22 protein-coding genes are annotated in these 22025 nt (G+C 43.4%); 7 read left to right on the top strand and 15 right to left on the bottom strand.

Annotated elements, in window-relative coordinates:
• Window positions 1–278: 278 nt before the first annotated feature.
• Window positions 279–983 carry an MOSC domain-containing protein gene (locus ACZ5B7_RS04975; protein WP_464492915.1) on the bottom strand — a complete coding sequence of 235 codons (705 nt, stop codon included), beginning with the start codon at window positions 981–983 and terminating at the stop codon, window positions 279–281.
• A gap of 188 nt (window positions 984–1171) precedes the next feature.
• On the opposite strand from ACZ5B7_RS04975, the gene ACZ5B7_RS04970 reads away from it, so the two are divergent.
• Window positions 1172–1318, top strand: a complete 147-nt coding sequence (locus tag ACZ5B7_RS04970) for a hypothetical protein (RefSeq protein WP_464492914.1) — start codon at window positions 1172–1174, stop codon at window positions 1316–1318.
• Window positions 1319–1368: 50 nt separating this feature from the next.
• On the opposite strand, the gene ACZ5B7_RS04965 is transcribed toward ACZ5B7_RS04970, so the two are convergent.
• Window positions 1369–2040 carry a hypothetical protein gene (locus tag ACZ5B7_RS04965; RefSeq protein WP_464492913.1) on the bottom strand — a complete coding sequence of 224 codons (672 nt, stop codon included), beginning with the start codon at window positions 2038–2040 and terminating at the stop codon, window positions 1369–1371.
• Window positions 2041–2237: 197 nt separating this feature from the next.
• Here ACZ5B7_RS04965 and ACZ5B7_RS04960 point away from each other — a divergent pair, with 197 nt between their 5' ends.
• Complete coding sequence (locus tag ACZ5B7_RS04960) at window positions 2238–2684, top strand: hypothetical protein (protein WP_464492912.1); 447 nt, start codon at window positions 2238–2240, stop codon at window positions 2682–2684.
• 119 nt (window positions 2685–2803) lie between these two features.
• On the opposite strand, the gene ACZ5B7_RS04955 is transcribed toward ACZ5B7_RS04960, so the two are convergent.
• Both ACZ5B7_RS04955 and ACZ5B7_RS04950 read right to left on the bottom strand, forming a co-directional pair.
• Complete coding sequence (locus ACZ5B7_RS04955) at window positions 2804–4144, bottom strand: GntP family permease (protein ID WP_213146378.1); 1341 nt, start codon at window positions 4142–4144, stop codon at window positions 2804–2806.
• A 90-nt stretch (window positions 4145–4234) separates the two neighbouring features.
• Window positions 4235–5377, bottom strand: a complete 1143-nt coding sequence (locus tag ACZ5B7_RS04950) for a glycerate kinase (protein ID WP_464492911.1) — start codon at window positions 5375–5377, stop codon at window positions 4235–4237.
• A 157-nt stretch (window positions 5378–5534) separates the two neighbouring features.
• Here ACZ5B7_RS04950 and ACZ5B7_RS04945 point away from each other — a divergent pair, with 157 nt between their 5' ends.
• Window positions 5535–6620: a CdaR family transcriptional regulator gene (locus ACZ5B7_RS04945; RefSeq protein WP_464492910.1), complete on the top strand. Its 1086-nt coding sequence runs from the start codon at window positions 5535–5537 to the stop codon at window positions 6618–6620.
• Between the two features lie 50 nt (window positions 6621–6670).
• On the opposite strand, the gene ACZ5B7_RS04940 is transcribed toward ACZ5B7_RS04945, so the two are convergent.
• Together ACZ5B7_RS04940 and ACZ5B7_RS04935 are read right to left on the bottom strand one after the other, a co-directional pair.
• Complete coding sequence (locus tag ACZ5B7_RS04940; RefSeq protein ID WP_464492909.1) at window positions 6671–7282, bottom strand: FMN-binding negative transcriptional regulator; 612 nt, start codon at window positions 7280–7282, stop codon at window positions 6671–6673.
• A gap of 29 nt (window positions 7283–7311) precedes the next feature.
• On the bottom strand, window positions 7312–8559 hold the full coding sequence (locus tag ACZ5B7_RS04935; protein ID WP_464492908.1) for an esterase/lipase family protein: 1248 nt from the start codon (window positions 8557–8559) through the stop codon (window positions 7312–7314).
• Between the two features lie 244 nt (window positions 8560–8803).
• Between ACZ5B7_RS04935 and ACZ5B7_RS04930 the strand changes: the two genes are divergently transcribed.
• Together ACZ5B7_RS04930 and ACZ5B7_RS04925 are read left to right on the top strand one after the other, a co-directional pair.
• Window positions 8804–9070, top strand: a complete 267-nt coding sequence (locus tag ACZ5B7_RS04930; RefSeq protein WP_464494434.1) for a YggT family protein — start codon at window positions 8804–8806, stop codon at window positions 9068–9070.
• Window positions 9071–9077: 7 nt separating this feature from the next.
• Entirely contained in the window at window positions 9078–9713 is a 636-nt protein-coding gene (locus ACZ5B7_RS04925) for a pentapeptide repeat-containing protein (RefSeq protein WP_464492907.1), read from the top strand.
• 54 nt (window positions 9714–9767) lie between these two features.
• Here ACZ5B7_RS04925 and ACZ5B7_RS04920 read toward each other — a convergent pair whose 3' ends face one another.
• The gene (locus tag ACZ5B7_RS04920) at window positions 9768–10031 is read right to left on the bottom strand and encodes a YiaA/YiaB family inner membrane protein (protein ID WP_464492906.1); all 264 of its coding nucleotides are present in this window, start codon (window positions 10029–10031) and stop codon (window positions 9768–9770) included.
• A gap of 225 nt (window positions 10032–10256) precedes the next feature.
• On the opposite strand from ACZ5B7_RS04920, the gene ACZ5B7_RS04915 reads away from it, so the two are divergent.
• Window positions 10257–10643: a cell wall hydrolase gene (locus tag ACZ5B7_RS04915; RefSeq protein WP_464492905.1), complete on the top strand. Its 387-nt coding sequence runs from the start codon at window positions 10257–10259 to the stop codon at window positions 10641–10643.
• A gap of 605 nt (window positions 10644–11248) precedes the next feature.
• Window positions 11249–12262 (top strand): S66 family peptidase, encoded by a 1014-nt coding sequence (locus tag ACZ5B7_RS04910; protein ID WP_464492904.1) that lies wholly within the window; start codon window positions 11249–11251, stop codon window positions 12260–12262.
• 79 nt (window positions 12263–12341) lie between these two features.
• On the opposite strand, the gene ACZ5B7_RS04905 is transcribed toward ACZ5B7_RS04910, so the two are convergent.
• The 8 genes from ACZ5B7_RS04905 to ACZ5B7_RS04870 form a co-directional block, all read right to left on the bottom strand.
• The gene (locus tag ACZ5B7_RS04905; protein WP_464492903.1) at window positions 12342–13217 is read right to left on the bottom strand and encodes a 5-oxoprolinase subunit C family protein; all 876 of its coding nucleotides are present in this window, start codon (window positions 13215–13217) and stop codon (window positions 12342–12344) included.
• Window positions 13214–13978: a LamB/YcsF family protein gene (locus ACZ5B7_RS04900; RefSeq protein WP_464492902.1), complete on the bottom strand. Its 765-nt coding sequence runs from the start codon at window positions 13976–13978 to the stop codon at window positions 13214–13216. The genes ACZ5B7_RS04905 and ACZ5B7_RS04900 overlap by 4 nt, the downstream gene beginning before the upstream one ends.
• Window positions 13979–14012: 34 nt before the next feature.
• Window positions 14013–14756 (bottom strand): 5-oxoprolinase subunit PxpB, encoded by a 744-nt coding sequence (gene pxpB, locus ACZ5B7_RS04895; RefSeq protein ID WP_464492901.1) that lies wholly within the window; start codon window positions 14754–14756, stop codon window positions 14013–14015.
• The gene (gene pcp, locus ACZ5B7_RS04890) at window positions 14749–15360 is read right to left on the bottom strand and encodes a pyroglutamyl-peptidase I (RefSeq protein WP_464492900.1); all 612 of its coding nucleotides are present in this window, start codon (window positions 15358–15360) and stop codon (window positions 14749–14751) included. Before pcp ends, pxpB begins: the two co-directional genes overlap by 8 nt.
• 76 nt (window positions 15361–15436) lie before the next feature.
• A complete protein-coding gene (locus tag ACZ5B7_RS04885) occupies window positions 15437–18421 on the bottom strand; it encodes a M14 family metallopeptidase (RefSeq protein ID WP_464492899.1) in 2985 nt (994 codons plus the stop codon).
• A gap of 9 nt (window positions 18422–18430) precedes the next feature.
• On the bottom strand, window positions 18431–19345 hold the full coding sequence (locus ACZ5B7_RS04880) for an ABC transporter permease (protein ID WP_423800944.1): 915 nt from the start codon (window positions 19343–19345) through the stop codon (window positions 18431–18433).
• Complete coding sequence (gene nikB, locus ACZ5B7_RS04875; protein ID WP_423800943.1) at window positions 19342–20277, bottom strand: nickel ABC transporter permease; 936 nt, start codon at window positions 20275–20277, stop codon at window positions 19342–19344. The genes ACZ5B7_RS04880 and nikB overlap by 4 nt, the downstream gene beginning before the upstream one ends.
• 151 nt (window positions 20278–20428) lie before the next feature.
• Window positions 20429–22012 carry an ABC transporter substrate-binding protein gene (locus ACZ5B7_RS04870; protein WP_464492898.1) on the bottom strand — a complete coding sequence of 528 codons (1584 nt, stop codon included), beginning with the start codon at window positions 22010–22012 and terminating at the stop codon, window positions 20429–20431.
• Window positions 22013–22025: the final 13 nt, after the last annotated feature.

Below are 22025 nucleotides of genomic sequence, written 5' to 3'. Positions count from 1 at the left end.
TGTAGATTTTCATACGTACTTTTATGAAGGACACTTTGACCCCCTTTTCAAGCGGTTTTGTCCGAAGGCTGCACTGGTTCGGACACTTCCACCTCTTTTTCAAGCAATTTTGTCCGAAGGTTACCTAGGTTCGGACACTTCCGCTCTTTTTCAAACGATTTTGTCCGAAGGTTGCTCTAGTTCGGACACTTTGACCCCTTTTTCAAACGTTTTTGTCCGAAGGCTGCTCTGGTTCGGACCACTTTGACCTGGGATTTTAGTCGATTTGTCCTTTTTAATCACTCATTCGGTCCGTAGACCCTTTTTGTAATATCCGGTATTTCCCTTTTCTTAATTCTTTCCCCTAAAGTAGTTAGCAGACCTGGCGCGAGCAATTCACACCGGGCAAGTTCACGCATTTCCTCAAAATTCGGCTTCCTTGCATGAATAATCTCATTGCACTTCTGAATAGTCCACTGCGGATAAGGGCGCTCAATCAACGTAAAGCCCGGCCCGGCTTCAACGAAACCTTCTTTTAACACCCGAAAATACCACCCGGTCCGTCCGGTATTTTGGATAAGCAGTGCGAGGGTTTTGATTTTAAAACGGCGGGCCGGCTTCCAGCATGGCTGGCGGGGCTGGGATACCTGAACAACCGCTTCGCCGATTTGAAAGGTATCACCTATCGAAATCAAATTCTCCCTAGCATTTTCCATCAGAAAATTCTCGCCCATAGCTCCTGGTCCAATATGAGAGTCCAATTCCTTTTGCCAGTCCACATAATGTTCCGAGGCATACGCAAATACAGCTTTCTCCGGACCGCCATGGTGCTCCGTATCAAATACCCCGTCTCCCGCCAAGCCTGTTTTGCCGACCCAGATAGACCCCTCAACAGGTTCTTTAAAAATCGCACTCGTCCACTCACGGTCCATCAAACTGGCGGCATCCTTATCACCGACTGTTTTTGGCTGCCCGGCAAAAACCTTATTTAATAAAAATTCCATCCTTAATCCCCCAATTCATTCATCATCCGAAACCCTATCTAGTGCTCTTATTTTGAAAAAAACATTTGGTTATGATATCCAAATTCTATCACAGCAATTTACGAATATTAACAAAAATCGGATTAGGACTATTTATTTTGAAACCTTCACAAGGTAAATTCGTAATAAAATTTACGGGGGGATGTAAAATGGGATTCAAGATGAAAAAGAAAAAGAAAAAGAAGGAAGAGAAGGGCGACAAATGGGAATTCTTTAAGTTCGCTTTCGATCTCATTGAACCTATATACCTGCTTATCAGATGGGGCGTCCGAGTAATAATAAAAATCCTGCATTAAATAAGGATAGAATTGAAATAGCCCAGTATGAATACCAGGCTAAATAAATCCTATTCTTTTCTAGTCAATCCTCGACTGACTTCACCATATCTCCGCACCGCATTCCGCCACATCAGGAAGCCGGTTTCCATCAACGACATTGTCAGCCCTGTCCAGAAAAACATACAAGAAAGGGGATAGCTTTCCAATTCTTTTGAAAAATCATCGTCTTTTACGGGAGCTGCCGGTTTCGAAGACTCAAGCGGCTCATTTTTAACTTCCTCCACAACTGTGGATGTTGACGTATCAGGTGTTTGTATTTTGCTTTCAACAGGTTTCCGTTTTGCATCCTTGACTGCCCTAATACTGACTACTTTTTTCCTCGGCGTAGTCCTGACAGTTTTCATTGAACCCTTTGCCCGGAAAAACGCGTCTGCTTCGATGGCCAGCCCGGACATGGACTTCATGGCCTCAACAATGACCATGATTAACTCATCTTTTGAAAAATCTCTTACTGATATCCAGCCGCGTGCATCAACCGTGTAGTTGTTTTTCTTAATGACTTCTTCAGACATGTACTTGCCAAGCACATAGCCATTGCCGCTCTGCTGCAATTCCCTGGCCAGAACCAGGCCTCTCTGCTTACTCTCGGGATAGTTAAAGTTCACTCTGCCGTTGCTGATTTCTTTCTCCTCCAGCTTGAACGTGCGGAAAATCTCCTTTTTCTCCTCAAACGATAACATTGGTCTCGACTCCCCTTCCTTTTTAACTTATTTATCTATTTTTTATAGTTGTTATTCAATTTCTAGTAATAGACTTCTCGATATATATCCTTTTTCCTGCAAAACTTTTCAAAGGTTATGAAAAAAGTAACTTTTCCTCGATTGAGAATGATTTCCTTTAATCAAGGGGAATTTAAGATTAGAAAGGAGGTTCCATTATGCCTTATTTGATTAGAATTCTTCATCTTATTTTACCCTGGTTTTCCATTGCTTTTCTTCCAAGAAAGTCTCTTCGGCAGTTCTTACCTGTTTCCATAGTTGCTTCATTATTTGTAACTGTGCTGTGCTTGCTGGCTATTCCATATAAATGGTGGACTGTAAAAGGTGGATGGAAGGGGAAACTTTTAAACGATAGCAGCTTTATTCTGGGGCCATTCTTCGTGGGAACCCTATGGATATTCCATTTTACCTTTGGGAAATTCAAACGGTATATGTTGGTTAACCTGATCATGGATTTATTATTTTCTTTTCCATTAAGCTTTCTTTATCAAAAATTAAAGCTTTTTAAGTTGATTAACTTTAAACCTAAGCACATCTTTTTATCTTTTATCAGTTTTTCTCTAATCATTTATGGTTTTGAGCGATTAAAAAGGGGCCTTAAATAAAAAATTGAGCGGCTGAAAAATTAAACCGCTCAATACTTTTTTTAAAAATTCAACCGATAGGCCCAGACGATAATGCCGTCATTTACCGGTTCAAAACCGTATATCTGTCTTTCAATCAATCAAACTAAAACTACCCATAAAATCATCGTCACAACGATCGTAACTGCACCCTGCAATAAGGTTGCCATAGTCTGGGCTTTGTAAGCATCGGTAACTTTCATTCCGCTGAACTGCGTTACAACCCAGAAGAAGCTGTCGTTTACGTGGCTGACTGTCATCGCACCTGCACCAACCGCCATGACAACTAGTGCCAACGGAACAGCTCCCTCAATGCCAAGAGTCGGCAGCATTGGAGCGATTAAAGATGAAGTAATAACCAATGCAGCAGTTGATGAACCCTGTGCCGTTTTTAATGCAGCAGCAATAATGAAAGGAATCAATAAGAACAGTGCGCCGCTAAATGTGTCGCCGATTGACCAGCTTTGAATCGCATCCGCAATTCCAGTGTTTTTGATAACACCACCAAACGCACCGCCTGCGCCGGTAATTAACAGGATTGGAGCAGATTCTACTAAACCTTCTCCCACCCATTTTGTTAAGGTCTCTTCATCAAATTTTGGCAGCAAGGCAAAAGCAGCGATGACACCGGCAAGCAACGCGACAAGCGGTGTGCCCAAGAATACTAAAAATTTAGCGATATTTCCTTCTGACCCAAGGAAAGTAACAACAGACCCAATACCAATCAAAACGATCGGCAAGACAATCGGCAAGAATGATAGAAACGTAGATGGCATTTTTCCAAAGGAACGAACGATTTCGTCATAGTTCAATTCCTCACCATCGTCTTCTACCTCAATTTTGTTCGCTACTTTTGTTGCCCAGAAATAGCCGACGATGGTTGCTGGAATAGCTGTAATAAGACCAATTAAAATGATAGTTCCCAAGAAGTTGCTTGCGCCAATGTTTCCTGCCGCGGCGATTGGCCCCGGTGTTGGCGGAACAAGCGTGTGAGTAGCGTACAAGCCGGTTGCAAGCGCCACAGACATCGATGCGACCGCTACCTTTGCACGCTTTGCTAGTGCTTTTCTTAAACTTGATAAAATAACAAACCCGGAATCACAAAATACAGGAATCGAAACAATGTATCCAATTAAACTCATCGCAAGCTGCGGTCTTTTTGGACCTACAACGCGGAGTACGACTTCAGCCATCCTGAGGGCCGCTCCTGATTTTTCAAGGATTGTCCCAATAACGGTTCCGAACACGATAACGAGACCGATTCCCCCCATCAATCCTCCGAATCCGGTATTCACGTTTTCCACAATCTTCATCAGCGGCATACCTGAAGCAAAACCTACAAAAAATGTACCTAATAATAACGATAAGAATGGGTGCAGCTTAAATTTCGTCGTGGCGATGACGACTAACAGTACGCCAATTAATAAAACTAGAAATAACATCTGTATTACCCCTTTGTTGTTTTGTAAAAATCTTCTCCTCTTTACAGCAAGGTTTTTCTCCCTGCCAACCCCTGTTCGTATTCCAAACCCTTAAGCTAGTGAAGCCAAATATGTCCGCATTACCTGCTCTCCTGACCGCTCGAGCAGTTCAGCTCCTCGGTCCATTGCCTCTTTTAGCGTCATCGGAGCATTGATGATACTATGAACACTCGAAATCCCATGCTCATAAAGCTGGTCAATCCCTTTGCCAATCGACCCGGCAAGGACGAATACCGGTATGTCCAGTTTCTTCGCCTCTTGAGCCACGCCCATCGGCGTTTTTCCGGAAGCGGTTTGAAAATCTGTCTGGCCTTCTCCGGTAAACACACACTGAGCACCGTCCAGCTTTTCTGCAAGCTTGGTGTACTCGATGACGATATCGATGCCCCTTCTTGTTTCGGCTGGAAAAAACGCCTGGAAAGCTCCGCCAATTCCGCCTGCTGCCCCGGCACCCGGCTTGTCATGAAGTCGGATACTCGTTTTGGCTTCAACCAAATCGGCCCAATGGCGTAAATATCCATCCAGAATTTCCACCATTTCAGGTGTGGCCCCTTTTTGCGGACCGAACACATGAGATGCTCCGCTCAGCCCCACTAAAGGATTCTGAACATCTGTGGCAATTAGAAACTGGGCCCCGGCAATGCGCAGGTCAAAATCCCGGTCATCAATGGAAGCAATCCGGGCAAGCTCACCTGCACCAGCCCCATCCTGCACAGGATTTCCATCCGAATCCAACAGCTTCATTCCTAGTGCCTGAAGCATACCAATTCCCCCGTCGTTGGTAGCGCTTCCACCTATGGCCAAAATAAATTTTCGGCAGCCATCGTCTAATGCTTTTTTAATCAGTTCCCCTGTCCCGAAGGTGGTCGCCAGCATCGGATTACGCTGTTCAGGCTTAATCAAATTTAAGCCGGATGCGGTCGCCATCTCGATGACACAGGTTTCCTGATCGCCAAGAATTCCATAGGCTGCCTTCACCGGTTCTAATAATGGGCCTTTCACCATGACATCCACCATTCGGCCATTTGTTGCCGCAACTAAGCTATCGGCTGTTCCCTCTCCTCCATCAGCAACCGGCACAAGCACCGTTTCTGCTGAAGGGTTCGCCCTTTTGATGCCCCGAACGATTGCCTGGGCAGCTTCAAGTGCAGTAAGCGATCCTTTAAACGAATCGGGTGCAATAACAATCTTCATTGTGTTTTCCCCTTTTTTCTACAATATTCTGCTTAAAACAATTATAATCTTCAGATATTTGACATTCATCAGTCGCCATAAACAAAAAAACAGAAAACTTTTTTGAATTTTTTGTGTATAATAAATAAAAACGCTTACAACGGAATGGTGATGGCATATGCTAACACAGGAAATGGCAGCTGAAATTGTCAAACAAACGATGATTCGTCTCAACCGCAACATCAATATTATGGATCATACCGGGACGATTATTGCATCAGGGGACCAAAGTCGTATTCATCAGCTCCACTCTGGGGCATTAGAGGTTTTAAGAACCGGCAAGCCTTTATTTATCAAAGAAGATGACCCGCAGCAATGGGAAGGTTCCCTGCCTGGCATCAATCTTCCCATTACATTCCAGGACCTGATTATTGGCGTTATCGGAATTACCGGTAAACCTGAGGAAATCATAGAGTTTGGCTCGTTGGTCAAAATGATCACAGAGATGATGATTCATCAATCTTTTATCGCCGAACAATTTGAATGGAAGCAGCGGCTGAAGGAGCAAGTCTTTGAAGAGTTATTGAAAGACCAATACGATGTGGAGTCCATTAACCAACGGTTGAATTTAATAGAAATCAAACTAACTCCATCTTTCCAGATTGCTATTATTGAAGTTTCACAAACCCCGTTAAAAAAACGAGAATTACTGCAAATTCTCGAGAACTCTTTTGACGAGGGCAGCTCGCTGGTGGGATTTTTAAACAGCAGCAGAATCTTTCTGCTGACATCCCAGCTGTCTGAGACAAAACTGATACAAAAATTGAAAACTGTTTTAAACTCTACCAATCTATTTTTAAAAATCGGAATCGGTTCAACAGCAATGGATTTTACCCAAGTACGCCATTCCTTTCAGGAGGCACAGCAGGCTTTACTGTTTGGAGGCCAAGAGAAATTGACCACTTTTGCAGAAATTGAACCACAAGCCCTCTTGGCGGGATTGGATGAGCGGGCTAAGAGTCAGTACCTAAACCGAGTCATCGGGAATCTATCGGACAAGCTGATCGAAACATTGGATTATTTTTTCAAAAGCAATCAAAATATCGGGGAATGTGCCAAGCGCATGTACATCCATCGCAATTCGCTTATTTATCGGCTTAAAAAAATCAAGGAAGTAACTGGACTCGACCCGCAGGTGCTAAATGATGCGGTGACCCTGCAGCTTGCGGTTTGGCTTTTGCAAATGAACAATAGGGAAAACTAATTCAAACGGACATTAAAATGGCTGACTTCTTTAAAGTCAGCCTTATCATATTAATTTTGAAGGTTATTCCTCATTAAATCAGCTATAAGCCTATCATTTGGGTCAGTTGAGCTTTCTAGCCGCTTGATGATTAACTTTTGACGTTCAACTGGGTGGTTTTGACTAAGTTTTGCCTTTCCCTCAATTTTAGTAATATTGATCCGAAAACCTACAATACCTCTTGTCATTCCTTCAATGTAACTTGGATCTACATCCTTTAACTGATAGGAACTATTGGGCTTTTCATATGTAGTAACCATTTCTGCTAACGCACCAAGCAGTTCCTGACCATCTTCCACAATCTCCAATTGGCCATATACATGAACGGCAACATAATTCCAGGTTGGCACAGCCTTATTGGTTTCGTACCATGAAGGGGAGATGTAGCAGTGCGGGCCTTGAAATATGACTAAAACCTTTTGATTTGCAATATCCTTCCACTGTCCGTTCGGACGGGCAAAATGGCCATATAAAACACCTTCCTCTTTATGAATGGTTAATGGAAGGTGAGTGGCATATGGTTCCCCATTATGCTGCGAAACCAACGTGGCAAAGCTGTTATTTTCCATAAAGTCATAGAGGATTTCTTCATTATCTATTTTGAAATGGTTTGGAATATACATTTTTTAATACCCCTTATTCTGAGAAGATTTTATTCCGGCAGCTCATGCAGGTTGTCCGCAATTCCTTTATAAAAACTGTAGATATCTTTTAAGCCAAGATTATCTTCAGATCCAATCCCGATAAAATCAAAATGATCCCAGCCAGACTGCACATCAAAGTGATTCCATACCCCTTTTTCAACATGGCCATCATACCTCTTATGATCATGACCGTGCGGGTATTTCGCCGAGACTACATTGACAATCCCATCATTTGGCCACCAGGCAGAATCAATAACAGGCTCAGGGCTTTTTCTTGAATAAGCTCCCATTAACATGCTGGAGGCTTTCATTAAAGGATTCATGTTAAACATCGGATACGCCCGGCCGGTCAGAACGCCTTTATAGGTGGCATCCCCAGTATAAGAAAAATAGTAAACATTCTGATGCGTCTTCACCCATTTATTGAGGTTAGCCGCTCCATAAGTGGTTAAATCATTTAGGCTGCTGTCTTTGCTTGTCCAAATGGCACTTTTGAAAACCCTGTCAACATATTCAAAGTATGACTCTCCCTCTTCCCGCTGTAGCCCCCATTGGTTAAGTTTATAATCATAGACGATGTTTTCATCACTTGCCCCTGATAAACTCCCAGCGTAAAAGACCATCTGATTCAGCCATGGTGTCATCCCTTCTTCGTCCGCAAACGTGGAGCCATTATGGGGCGTACCAAGGGTTGTGACACTATGGACCCAGCTTTTTCCGCCTTTGAACAAGTCAGATAGCCCTTCTTCCGGATGCTGCTCAGCGTATTCCCGTTCCGCCGCACTTCCATTTTCCAGCAGTTCGACCAATGTCCTGATGGTTTGTCCGCCCATACTATGGCCGACAAGGTGAATTTTCTCGGTGACATCCCATTGGCTGTATATCCCAGGGTAGGTTCTGCCAAACCGTTCATGCCCGTGCTCTTTAGCATGGGCCGCCCCGTAGTCTACCGTTCCGCCTTTGATGTACGCATATAGCTCAACGGCCCGGTCCCAGTTGCTAGAAACAGGTCCCACTGTCGCTGTATAGGTTTTATGTCCTTTTTCATTTAAGTACTCTTCGAGGTCGCGGACCCCGCCCCAATATTTAATTCCCCCCATTTCATCCCTGCCCCAGCCGGTTAATCCATGGACAAGGATAATCGGAAAATCATTCAATTTTTGTGAAGCTCTTGGTTTAGTTTTTCCTGAGAGCGTTGCGAAAAAAGAACTTGTTAATAGACATGAACTTGGAAACAATGTTAAACTCCCAATCATTAAATTGACCTCCTCCTTTTTGCTGAATTTTCACAATTTTTTAACCCTATTATATCATATTGGTATAATCAGTTTTCAAATTAATAGAAGTGTACAGGTAGACACCCTGAGTCTGCTTGGCATCATTTTATTGTTCAATTTTCTTCACTTTTGGTGAAACTTTATATAGACTAATACGTAATACATGTTTGTACCATTCTAAATATTATGATAGGCAGGAGATAGAAAATTGGGTTCTTATATTATGCTAATTGGACAGTATGCTTTTGAGGCATATTATTGGTTAATTTTAATATCGATTTTTGGTTCTTGGTTCCCGCGTTTTCAAGCAACAAAAGTGGGCGAATGGATTTATAGGCTGGTTGAACCTTACTTAAACGTCTTTAGGAAATTCATTCCTCCTTTAGGTCCAATCGATTTTTCTCCAATCATCGCCTTATTTGTATATCGATACATCGGCGGGTTTGCACTTGAGGGACTGCGCTCATCCATTAATTTTATTGGGGTTTAAAAGACATATGAAAATTGAAGCGCCTAAGATTCCTGACGAGTTACGTGATAGGAATTTCCATGAAATTTTTTATGAAGAAGATCCGGAATTAGAAATGTGCAAGATTAGCGACTCCGTTTTTGAAAATGAAGCGGCTGTCCGTGTCCGGCTTTACAATGTGGTGTTGAAGAATTGCCGGTTCACCAATACTGATTTTCAAAAAATGGATCTAACGGATGTAATCTTTGAAAACTGTGATTTATCCAATGCCGATTTAAGCAAATCTTCGATTCACAGGGTCATCTTTAGGGATTGCAAATTATTAGGGGTTAATTTTGAAGACTCCCGGTTTGGAAACGTTCAGTTCATCAATTCCGTCTTAAACTTAACGGCATTGGCCACTTCCAAGTTTGAAAAGGTACTTTTTCAGGATAGTTCATTAAAGGGTACTGATTTTTATGACTGTAAATTCAAAAGTACCGAATTTCAATTTTGCAATCTGGATGGAGCCAGCTTTGACCACACCTCCCTTAAGGGCGTGGATATCAGTTCCTCGAATTTCAATACACTGACCGTCGCCATTGAAGATTTAAAAGGATGCAAAGTCTCAACGCATCAGGCTTTGCAATTTTCTACTTTGATGGGGTTAATTATTAAAGATTAATTTTAAAAAAGGAGTTCTGAACCAAGTTTGGTTTCAGAACTCCTTTTTGGTTGCCTACGCTTGTTCGTTTCTTTCCATTCTGCGTTGCTGCTCGGCAATGATTTCATCATCCTCGGAATTGTCCCTAATGACTTTCTGGGTAAGGATGGAGCCCACAATAATTAGCAGCATCACCGCAATATAATATCCCTTTTCATTCAGCTCTAGGTCAGCATTATAAATGCCGATTGCAAATAAACAAATTCCCGCAAACAGGGTAAAATAGGCCAAGAATGTGAACGCTGGCGTGTTTCTTCTTTTATGTTTTTGTGGATACATCAAGTAGCCCCCTTTTTCTATTTCTTTCATAGAAATATAAATAACTGCAATTTTATTATAAGTAGAAACAGGCAATTAAGTAAACTATTTCCATATCTGAATAATGAAATATTAGGGTCCCGTTAACAACGGAAGGGGGGTTATCATACATTTAAAACAGGGGTGAAAAGGGATGCCACGAGCAAAATATAATATAGATCATCGGATGTTGATCTGGTAGCAAGGATGATGAGAGCAGAAGCCGAAGGCGAAGGAAAAATGGGAATGCTGCTTGTCGGGAATGTCATCGTTAATCGTCTTAAAGCAGATTGTTTAGACTTTAAGGGGCTGCGGACCATTCCACAAGTCATTTATCAAGTACAAGGCAATAATTATTCTTTTGAAGCTGTTCAAAAGGGTAATATTTTTTACCAGGCAGCCAGAAGTTCAGAGAAAAGATTAGCCAAACAAACGTTGGATTATTGGAGGGGCCAACCAGCTAAACATGCCCTATGGTATTTTAATCCTTATGCTCCATGCCCGCCAACATGGTATGACCAGCCACATTCTGGGCAATATAAACAGCATTGTTATTATGAGCCCAAAGAATGTCCTAATGCCTATAGTTGGTAAAAAAGGAAAATCCCACAGAACTTGCAACAGGTTTACTTGTTAGGTGCAAAACGGTAAATCACAACCTTAACCACATAGTAGAGCACATAATTTTCACAACACAATTCACTGTATATTGCACAGTCCATAAGGCTCTGAGATGAAAATATCTCTAAGCCTTTTTCAAATTTTTTTTATCTGACTAAAGCAACCGTAAGTTGTATAAGTTCATTAGACACTGTTTGATAAATAAGGGTAGAAATTCCCCTTATTTAGTAAATAAGATTAAGAATAACTTAAATAGGTGGAGAAATTTCCCCTATTGACTCATAAAACATCAATATTGGAGATTTTTCTTTATTTAAGCGGAAAACCTTCCCTTATTTACGCCGGAATGAGCCCTATTCTCCATTTAGCGGAAAAATCTTCGCTTATTATTGTGAATTCAAGTGTGTTTAGCTGTGTGGTTTAAAATGATTGCACCTCCTAAAGTAAACCCGTTACAGAATTTGTGGGATTTTTCTTTTTTAAGATTTTTCTTCATAAATAATAGTTTAAGTTAATGATAGTATATCTATATATAATCTGGTAAAATTATCAAAATTAACTTAGGGGAGGAAATATCCATGATTACCTATCCTTTTTTGAAAAAAGGAGCGACGATTGGGATCACTGCACCTTCATCGGGTGTCCCTGTTGAATTGCATGATTTGGTCAAGGAAGCGTGCAGCCGGCTGGAGCAGAAAGGATATCGAACAATCTGCGGAGAAACGGTTTGGACGCAGGACAAGGCCAAATCAGCACCAGCGATAAAACGGGCAGCGGAATTGAATGCGATGTTGAGCGATGCTGAAATCGATCTCATTCTTCCTCCTTGGGGCGGCGAGCTTTTGGGTGAGATTCTTGAGCATATTAACTTCGAAAATATCAAAAACAAATGGGTGTTGGGATACTCTGATACAAGCGGCCTGCTGCTGGCCATTACATTAAAGACAGGGATTGCAACGGCTCATGGGACGAACCTGGTCGATATTCGGGGAGAATATTGGGATGAAACAACTGCGATGTGGGAGACCGTCTTATCGACAGCAAGCGGCGGGTCTGTCCTTCAGCACTCCTCCCCCCTTTACCAAAAGGAATGGCAACACGATAACCCATCCCCATGTGTATTTCATTTAACCGAGGAGACCCTTTGGAAAACCTCTTCTAACAGGGGCCTTAAAATAAATGGGCGCCTGCTCGGCGGCTGTGTTGACATCATCAGACATCTTGTCGGCACACCATATGGTGATGTGCAAAGCTTTAGAACACAGCATATCCCTGGAGAACCTATCATTTGGTATTTGGAGAACTGTGAATTGAGTACAACTGATTTGCGGAGGTCATTAGTACAAATGAAGCTCGCCGGCTGGTTTGACAATTGTTCCGGTCTGCTGTTTGGCCGGAGTCCGGCGAATATGCCTGTAGAGAACTATACCATTGAGGATGTTTACCAGGACCTTGCTGAAGATCTGCAAATACCGATTGTTTATGATATTGACTGCGGCCATGTTCCGCCACAGATTACTATTATCAATGGGGCTTTTGCGGAGGTAGAAGTTGCGGAAGGCAAAGGGACAGTCCTGCAAATATTTAAATAACGTTGGCAAAGGGCCGGTCCATGTTTGCTTAAGATTGCTCCTTAAAAGCAAAGGGTCAGGCTCCCGCTTCACTTTCCTGTTAAAGCGATGGGGCCTGACCTCTAATTTTAAAACGGATTTTGCCGCCTGGGCGGAGCTGGGAGATTTTCCATATATCTTCTTTCGCAATTTTTCCGATTGTGGCGTAGCCGCCAATCGTTTGGGCGTCGGCCATTAGGATGATCGGCTGACCGCTGTTAGGAACTTGGATCGTCCCAAATTGAGTGGCTTCCGAGAGGATATCTCCTCCGTTTTTAAACCTTAGCTCAGGACCTTTAAGGAGGTATCCCATCCGGTCCCCGCTCCTCATCGTATACGGAGTTTGGAAAAATTCCTGTAAGCTTTCCGGTACAAACATTTCTGAATGCGGACTAGTCCAGACACTAACCTCTACCTCATCCGAGTAATCCGGGATTTCACTTGGAATCAACCCTCGATGAAACCCAGTCGATTTCTCTTTCTTCGCGTAGAGGATACCATCCTTCTTAATGGAACTTCCCAGAAGCCCTTTTGGATAAACCGATGCGCTGCCCAGCAGTTCTTCTGAATGGAACCCACCTTCAGGAAACACATAGGCGATACTGCCTTTATTAGGACTAGTAAACTTTAATGACTGCCCTTGATGAATCGAGAAGGTTTTCCAGAGCGGAACAGCTTTTCCGTCCACCTGGGCCCCTAGATCCGCTCCTGTGATGACAATTCGATGATCCAACAAAACCTCAAATTCCTGCCCGCCTAAAAACACTTCCAGCGCTGGGCTGCCAGATGGATTCCCTAAGATGTAATTTCCCATTTCGTAAGCATAGGCGTCCATCGGTCCAGATACAGGAACGCCAAAGCGCTGAAAGCCGAACCTTCCTTTATCCTGAATGGATCCGTAGACACCAGCCTTTCGAACCTTCAATAAAGGAATCATGCAGGTGCTCCTACTGACCGGACAAAAACATTTTCCTTTTCTAAAGCTTGGCGAATCAGTGCGGTATGTTCAACCACATTTGCCCCATCCCCATGGAAACAAATCGTGTCTGCCTGCAAAGTAATCCAGCCTCCTGAAAGACCCTTCACCCGCTTATGGAAAATAATCTCTTTCACCTGTTGCAAAATCTCATCATGGTTTTTCAAAACAGCATTCGGCAAAAGCCTTGAACACAGCCGTCCGTCATCCGTATATTGTCGGTCCGCGAACGCTTCGGAAGCTGTTTTCAAGCCTGCTTCTTTTCCGGCCTTCACAAGTTCACTATTGCACAACCCAAATAAATAAGCATCCGGAACCGTATCATACACAGCTTCAGCGATGGCTTTTGCCACTGCCGGATTCTCAGCCGCCGTATTATATAAGGCGCCGTGAGGCTTCACATGCTGTATAGCCATCCCCTGAATCTGGGCAAACATTTTTAGTGCCCCAATTTGATAGACCATGCAATTATAAATTTCCCGCGGTGTCATCTGCAGGTTTCTCCGGCCGAATCCTTGAAGGTCCGGATACCCCGGGTGGGCGCCAATCGCCACGCCGTTTTCCTTTGCTTTCTTCACCGTATCGTTCATCACGTTATAATCTCCGGCATGGAAGCCGCAGGCGATATTGGCAGATGTAATATATTGAAACAGATTCTGATCATCGCCAATGGTATAAGCGCCGAAGCTTTCCCCCATATCTGCATTTATATCGATTCTCACTCAGGAGCCCCTCCCTTCTAAAAATCCCCTTTTTCTAATTCTCTACGATAAACTCACTGATAGATTCAGGATGCTTTGCTAATTGCACTTGTATGGCGCTAAATTCAGTTTGGGAGATGGCTGTAAACTGAAGCGTGTCTCCCGTACGAATAAAAAACGGTTCCTCCCGGTCAGGCCGATAAATCTCAAGCGGTGTTTTTCCGATAATGTTCCATCCCCCAGGACATTCAATCGGATAAATTCCCGTCTGGCTGCCGCCAATACCAACCGTGCCCTTTGGCACTTTTGCCCGCGGGTTCGGAAGCCTGGGTGTTGCTAATTTTGGATTTAACTCTCCAAGGTAGGGAAATCCAGGTAAAAACCCTATCATATAGGTGGTATATACCGTTTGGGAGTGAAGCGAGATAATCTCACTGTCCCGCAATCCGGTATGCCCCATCACTCTTTCCATGTCCAAAGCAAACTCTACATTATAGCAAACGGGAATTTGCAGTTTTCTAGGATTCCAGTCTGGTTTCCCTTTTGATTGATGTTCCCATTTTGCTAACAACGACTGAATGAAGGGTTCTTTTTTTTCCAAATCCTTCTTTAAATAAACCGTTACCGTGTGATAGCTTGGGACCACTTCTTCAATGAAAAAAGATTCTTTTTCCAACATGTGACAGAAGCTTTGCACCTGGTTAAAGATTTCTTTCCCAACCTGATTGCTGAAGGCAAAGCGAATGCTGCGTTCCCCCGTGATGTTTACTCTTGGAAAAATAACTTTCGTGTTACTCATGTTCCGCTAACACTTGAATGCAAGTGTAGATCCCCCGTTTTAAATCCTCATGCGACCAGCTTGGGATCTTTCCGTGTTGAATCGCCAGCTCATGGGAGGCAGGAATATGAATAAAACCTGAAGGCATTTTCTTGTTTTGTGTTTTTGCATAATGCAGGCTTTGATACATAACATGATTGCATAAATAAGTTCCTGCTGTATTAGAGATTTCAGCCGGCAGACCTGCCTCCTTCAATTGGTTGACCATGGTCCGAATCGGCAGGGTTGTCATGTAGCCGTCTGCGCCTTCAGCCTGAATCGCTTCATCGACAGGGGTGTTGCCACTGTTGTCTGGTTCTCCGTCATTGACATTGATGGCAATTCGCTCCGGCGTCATTTTGAAACGGCCACCCGCTAAGCCTAAGGAAATCACAGCGTCCGGCTTGATTGCCTCCAAGTGTTCCAACAGCTGTTTCCCTGCTTTCTTAAAATCTACCGATAAGATTTCCCCATGAATCTTGTAGCCGCCAACTTCCTGACCGTTCAGTTCTTCCACAATTCGCATGGTTGGATTGATCGTAAAGGATAGAAACGGTTCAAAGCCTGTTAGTAAAAGTGTTTTCATTGCAAAACCCTCCCCCTGGTTTTATAAAAAGTGCATTTTTAAAGTTATCTGCGAATCTTAAAATAACCATGTGCTTTTATAGAGAAATCGGCCTGTTCCGTTCCAAACCGAAGCCGTTTCGGTCATCGCGTTTGACCTCGATTTCAGCTTTTTGCAGAGCTTCCAAAATCGCTAAATCAAAGACGATATGCGCTTCGACGCAGCTTTGAAGCACTTCACCGTATATCACTTCATCCGCTGTTTCAGAAATGATTTCGGCCGCAATCCACCCTGGGTACCTAGAGATTCCAATTGTTCTATACGACGGTGCCACCGAAGCAGAGCGATAAAAATGAATCCCCGGCGCCTCTTCAATTGGAAAAACATTTGGCAGCCACTGGTTTCCGTACTTTATAAAACGCCCCTGCCAGTATCCATTCTCTTCCTCAATCAACGTCCCACGAATTCGACTGCTGACCTGACCAACAATTTTATCTACATTATCTTCATGCAGAGTCTGATACTCTCCGTTCGATAACCGAGCGATACCATAGATTTTCGCACTTGGCAAAAAGTAAGATACCGGGAAACGCGGCGGACTATTATAGCCAGCAAACGGCTGTACCCACTCATGTGAAGGGATGCCGTGATCATCAATGATGACATCAGGAGCCCATCGCTTCAGCACTTCCGGATAAATATTAGCTTCTCCAAAAACTGTTTCATGGAAGCGAACCAAGGAATATTCCAAACCTACCGCATTGTACCTGGCCGCATGATGCTTCCATTCCGGATGCTCTTCCGTCAGCTTCGTCAGCAATTCGTATCCATCTGGGTTTGCCAATGGAAGGATCACCACGTTGACTTCCTTCAGCCAGTTTTCATATTCAGCCCCGGCACGATTGATAAACTGAAGGATCGCAGGTGTACTGGATACCTCATTCGAATGATGTCCCGCTTCGATGAACACAGTCTTTTTAAAAAGAGACATTTTTAAAGGAGAATAGAACTCTTCCCCAGCATCCAGGAAGCACTCAATGACTGGGATCGCCTTGCCAAGATACGAATGGTCTGGATAGACAACTCGATAAGGTGATGAAGTGTTCAGCCATTGCTGAACATCGGGATGTATATGCTCAGTCGGTTTTTCAAACTCCTTAATCTCCAGGTTTACGACCACTTCCCCGTTGGTAATGACGGCTTCAGAGAACCTGCCATCTTCCGTAAAGGAAATCGCTTTTGTCACTGAGTTTTCCAGCGGCTTATCTTCCCATTTGTACACGCGAATCTGAGCTTCCGGCTTTTCGCCGACTCTTACATGCATAAATGGATGAACGCCCCCAGGTGCATCAAACGACTTACCTTCCAGTTCTTCTCCCATATAGGCAAAATAATCGAGCGTATTAAAATATAGGTCTTCGTGGAGAGCTTCCAGTGAAGAAATACGTTCCTCGTCCACTCCAAGCTTCTGTTCCTCTTCACTCATCCAGACATCGATTTCAATTCGGTCGAATAATGGACGGTTGCGGCCCTGGCCGGGATTGTACTTCGAAACTTCTTTTCTAAGCTTCGGCAGCACTTCTTCGACATAATAACAGTAAAATCGTTCTCGGTCCGTTTGAATAAGATGTTCTTCTTCACGTCCTCCATCACCACTGATGCGAACAACACTTGAAACAGGATAAACGTAGCGCTGATGATCTAGGTAAAGAAGCTTGGATACAGGGACATCCAAACAGCCTGCAAGCTGCTTTTCCTCTTTCTCATTCCATATATGGACCTCATATGTATGGTCAAGGTCCTTCACCAGCTTGAAATGGACACAATCGGCCTTCAGACCGAGCTTCTCTTCCAGGCAGCGGTCCACAGGATACAGCTCCTGAATCCAGCGAATCGGAAGCTCGAGGCCCATCTCCCCTTGTTCCTCCCGCACATAAATATCCATTTTCGTAATGGTTTCCCCTGCCGTTTGCAAGGAAGGCAGAACCTCTTCCATCATCCAATGAAAACCAGGCTTAAAGGCGGAGCGGATGGATAGGGAGTGAATAGCAGGAAAAATTGCTTTCCACTCAGCCACCAGACGGTTTCTCACCTCTAATGGTTCCGATAAGAAAATCTCAACGTTCGCTGCCTCAAGATTCTTGGATGCTTCTAATACCTTGAATGCTAAATCCACTTCCCGCTCACCTGACCATACCGATTCAAACAAAAGCGGGGCTTCTTTTTTCTGGGAAAATAGATATTCCTGTTCCCAATAGCCAAATACTCCTCCTTCACTCCAATGCTTAGCTTTCGCCAATTCATTCAGAGCGGCAGGCAGTGCTTCCCTCTTCCCGGTTAAGCGGAGTTGGTTTGATCCTAAAAGCTCGAGCACCGCTACATCAGAGCCCTCTTTTATATCAAACTGAAACCGGGCAGCCTGATTCCCCGTAATCGGAAAAACGATACTTGTAGAATACATGGCAGCTCTAGCTGCAAAATGACAAATTTCAGGTAATACACTTGTTGTCATAAATGGTTTTTCAACTGATATATTTAAGTTTAGTAGCTTCGAAGGAGAGGCTTCCTGATTTTTTCCAAACCCGGAAAAACTCCAAAGATGGCTGAGGCTGTGGATATCAGAATAAACTTTAGGTTCTGATTCAGCACCGGTTTGGGTCCCCTCTTCCCTGCCCCAGTTCACCGCAATCAAGTCGGTACCTGCATATAAGTGGCCGTCTCTTAATTCAACAACCGGACTGTCCATCCCGGCTTCCGGCTTCATCGCTGCAAGTAACTGAAGGAGCAATGACAATTCCGATTCATTTTTATAAGAAAAAATAATTTCTTCGTTTTCCCATCGTGCTTCTGTTTTTAAACTTGAACCGACAAAACGGATATTCACAGCCTCTTCGCTTGGTTCAAAAAAGGTGAATGATAGGGAAGTAGTTTCAAATCCCAGACGGGCACTGAAATCGATTAAACCTTCCGGCGCCAATCCCTCTGGCAAATCGATAAAAACAGAAACTCCGTCAACCACACCATCGCCATTTTTATCCCTTAGAAGTCCATCCTTCGTCCAAATCGCCAGAATATTATTCATGACCATCACCTACATCTTCATATTCGGGTCAAATTTATCTCGGAGCCAGTCTCCAAGTAAATTGAATCCTAAAACAGTCAACATAATCGCAATCCCTGGGAAAGTCGCCGTCCACCAAGCGGTTGTGACATAGTTCCGGCTGTCGGCAAGCATTCCTCCCCAAGAAGGAACGGTCGGGTCAACGCCCAAGCCTAAGAATGTTAACGATGCTTCCAATAAAATAAACTCCGCAATATACATCGTTCCAAGCACGAGAATGGATGACATGACATTCGGTAAAATATGTTTGCGGATAATCCTAAACTGGGTGCCGCCGATTGCTTTCGCTGCCTGAATATATTCCTGTTCCTTCAGCGAAATAACCTGTCCTCTGATGAGGCGGGCAAAGCCGACCCAATACGTTAATCCTAGGATAAGGATAATTTTCCAAATACCCGTTCCAAGGACGCTCATAATAACAATTGCAAACAGGATAAACGGAAAGGCTAATTGAATATCGGCAACCCGCATGATTAAATCATCCATCCATTTTCCAAAGTAACCGGAAATCAGGCCAAGGATGGTTCCTATAATCATCGAAATCAATACGCCAAAAAAGCCGACCATTAAGGAAATCTTCGCCCCGTAAATGATTCTGCTTAATAGGTCGCGCCCCACCTGATCAGCCCCAAGGAGAAATACGGACTTGCCGGTTTCGTCTGCCAAGGACGGCGGTGCAAGTCTTGATGAAAGGCTTGCCTTAGTCGGATCAAACGGAGCAATCCATTGAGAAAATAGCGCACAGCTTACACTGAGAAGAACAAGTAAAATCCCGATGAAGCCGGCTGGGTTCTTTTTCACAAAACGCCAAAAGCTTTGAAGAACAGTTCTTTTTTTCGGAAGAATGGCAACCTCCTCCTGAACCTGCTGCTGTAAGGTTGTCATGCTCGTCCACTCCCTCCTGCCTTAATTCTTGGATCAATCAATGAATAACTTAAGTCGACAATTAAATTCACTACCACCATGATGACGGCAAGGAAAATGACGCCGCCTTGAATAACAGGATAATCACGCTGGTTAATGGCATCAATAATCAAACGCCCGATTCCAGGCCATGAGAAAATCGTTTCCACGATGACCGTTCCGCCGAGCAAGGAGCCAAATTGCAGACCAAGAAAGGTGATGGTCGGCAGCAAGGCATTACGGAAAGCGTGCTTAATAATAACTGCCCAATCGCTGATACCCTTCGATTTTGCTGTTGACACATATTGCTGATTCATGACTTCCAGCATGGAAGAGCGGACGAGTCTTGCCAATATACCAGACAGAATCATCCCCAATGTAATCGATGGTAAAATCAGATGCTGCGGTCCTTCAAACCCGGAGGAAGGCAGCCACTTCAAATTAACGGCAAAAATCAAAATCAGCATGATTCCTAACCAGAAGTTCGGGAAAGAAATACCAATCAAGGAAAAAATGCGCCCGAAGAAATCGACAACAGAACCGCGCTTGACGGCTGAAATAATTCCGACAGGAAAGGCAATTAAGATGGAGACAATGGTTCCGCCAATGGCAAGCGCCAATGTAGCACCGGCTCTTTCCATAATTAAATCCATTACCGGCATATGGCTGCGAAACGACTCGCCAAAGTCAAATGTTACAAGTCCCTTTAAAAAGATTAAATATTGCACATAAAGCGGCTGATCGAGCCCGAGATTTCTTCTTACTTCCTCTATTGCTTCTTTCGTTGGTTCACCTGCGGAAAACATTACCGTCACCGGGTCCCCCGTCAAGCGGATCGAAAAGAAAATTAATAATGATATCGCAAATACAACTAAAACCGTGTGAAGTAATCTTCGAATCACGTAAGCTATCATGTTATTCCTCCGTCCTCTTTGATAAAGAAAGAGATAGCATGAGGACCATACTATCTCTTTTTTAAGCCAATCAGAATTGGTATCCAGCCATTAAACACATCGCGTTTAGCATCCCATAAGGGGACCGGAGCGTTAAGCGGGCAGTATTTTTTTACTTAACTGATACTTCTTCCAGGCGCATACGGTCCTCGTGTGGCGGTTGGAAGTTTTGAACTCGCTTATTAACGGCATATAAATCTACTGCTTGGTACAGATTAAGCTCTGGAGCCAAATCATATAGCACTTCGGTTAATTCTTTAAAGATTTTCTCACGTTCTTTTTGGTCAACAGTGGAACGCTCGGCAGCTAACAATTCTTCTACCTTCGCATCTTTAAAGGATGGATTCCATTTCTGTCCTTCGCTGTACATCAGGTACGCCGTGTTATCAAAGTCAAGCGTCCATCCGCCCCAGCCCTGGCGGTACATATGACCAGCCTTGCCGTTTGGAATCAAGTCAGAAATTAATGTTGTACCATCTACACTATTGATATTTAACTTTAAGCCTACTTCTTCTAAGTAGAAGGAAACAGCCTGAGCAATTTCTTTAAATGTTGCATCGTTACCAGGAATGAACAGATCGATTTGAGTTCCTTCTTTCACTCCTGCTTCTTTTAACAATTTTTTAGCTTTTTCCGGATCATATTTATATGGCTTCAGATCTGGGTTGTTACCAAATGAAAGCTCACTTTGGTATGTGCTGATTGATTTTCCATAGCCAGATAGGATGTCTTTTATAATCGCATCTTTATCCACTGCATAGTTTATAGCCTGTCTGACCTGCTTGTTGTCAAACGGTTTTTTAGCTGTATCAAAACGCATCGAATAAACAGTTGGAGTACCTACATCTTTCAATTCTAGGAAACTTGATTCTTTAACTGTTTTTGCCTGTGCCACTTCGACACGCTTCATGATATCGATTTTTCCAGTTTGAAGTTCTGCTAATCTAGTAGAAGATTCCGGAATCACTTTAAATGTAACTTTATCTAACTTCGGTAATCCTTGCTTCCAATAATTCGGGTTCTTTTCCAATACGATTTCTTGGTCGCGTTTATAGCCTGTCATTTTGAATGGTCCTGTACCAACTGGGTTGTTGTTGAAGAACTCATCGCCTTTTTCTTGAACGTATTTAGGTGGAACGATTACGGCACCATAGCCGGCAAGCTTTGTTAATAGGACTGGGTCCTTGGATTTCAATTTAAAGTTAACAGTGTATTCATCAACAATTTCCACATGGTCAATCGAATTATAGTTCGCATACTGTGGACCTTTCTGTCCTTCTGGTCCTAATAAACGGTCAAATGTAAATTTAACAGCTTCTGCATTAAACGGCTCGCCGTCATGGAATTGAACACCTTTACGCAATTTGAATTGAAGTGTGCTATCGTCCAGGTAATCCCAGCTTTCTGCAAGTCCTGGCTCCAGTTTTAGATCTAGCGTACGGTCTACTAATCCTTCAAATACAGAGGTAGCGACTGTGCTCCAATCTAGCAAAAATGTATCAATTGGATCCCAGTTTTGCGGTTCACTTGTAACACCGATAACAATTTCATTTCCACGGTCTTTAACAGGATTCTCTTCTTTACTTTTACTAGAAGAGCTTGCATTGGATTTTTCGCTCTTGCCTGAAGAACAAGCGGATAAAACAAGTGTGAAACTAAGTAACAGTGCAAATAGTACTGACAATTTCTTCTTCATGCTTTTTCTCACC

This window comes from Neobacillus sp. S1115 (genome assembly GCF_055385565.1).
The sequence above is the reverse complement of the archived record's forward strand: the minus strand, read 5'-3'. Positions and strand labels throughout refer to the sequence as shown.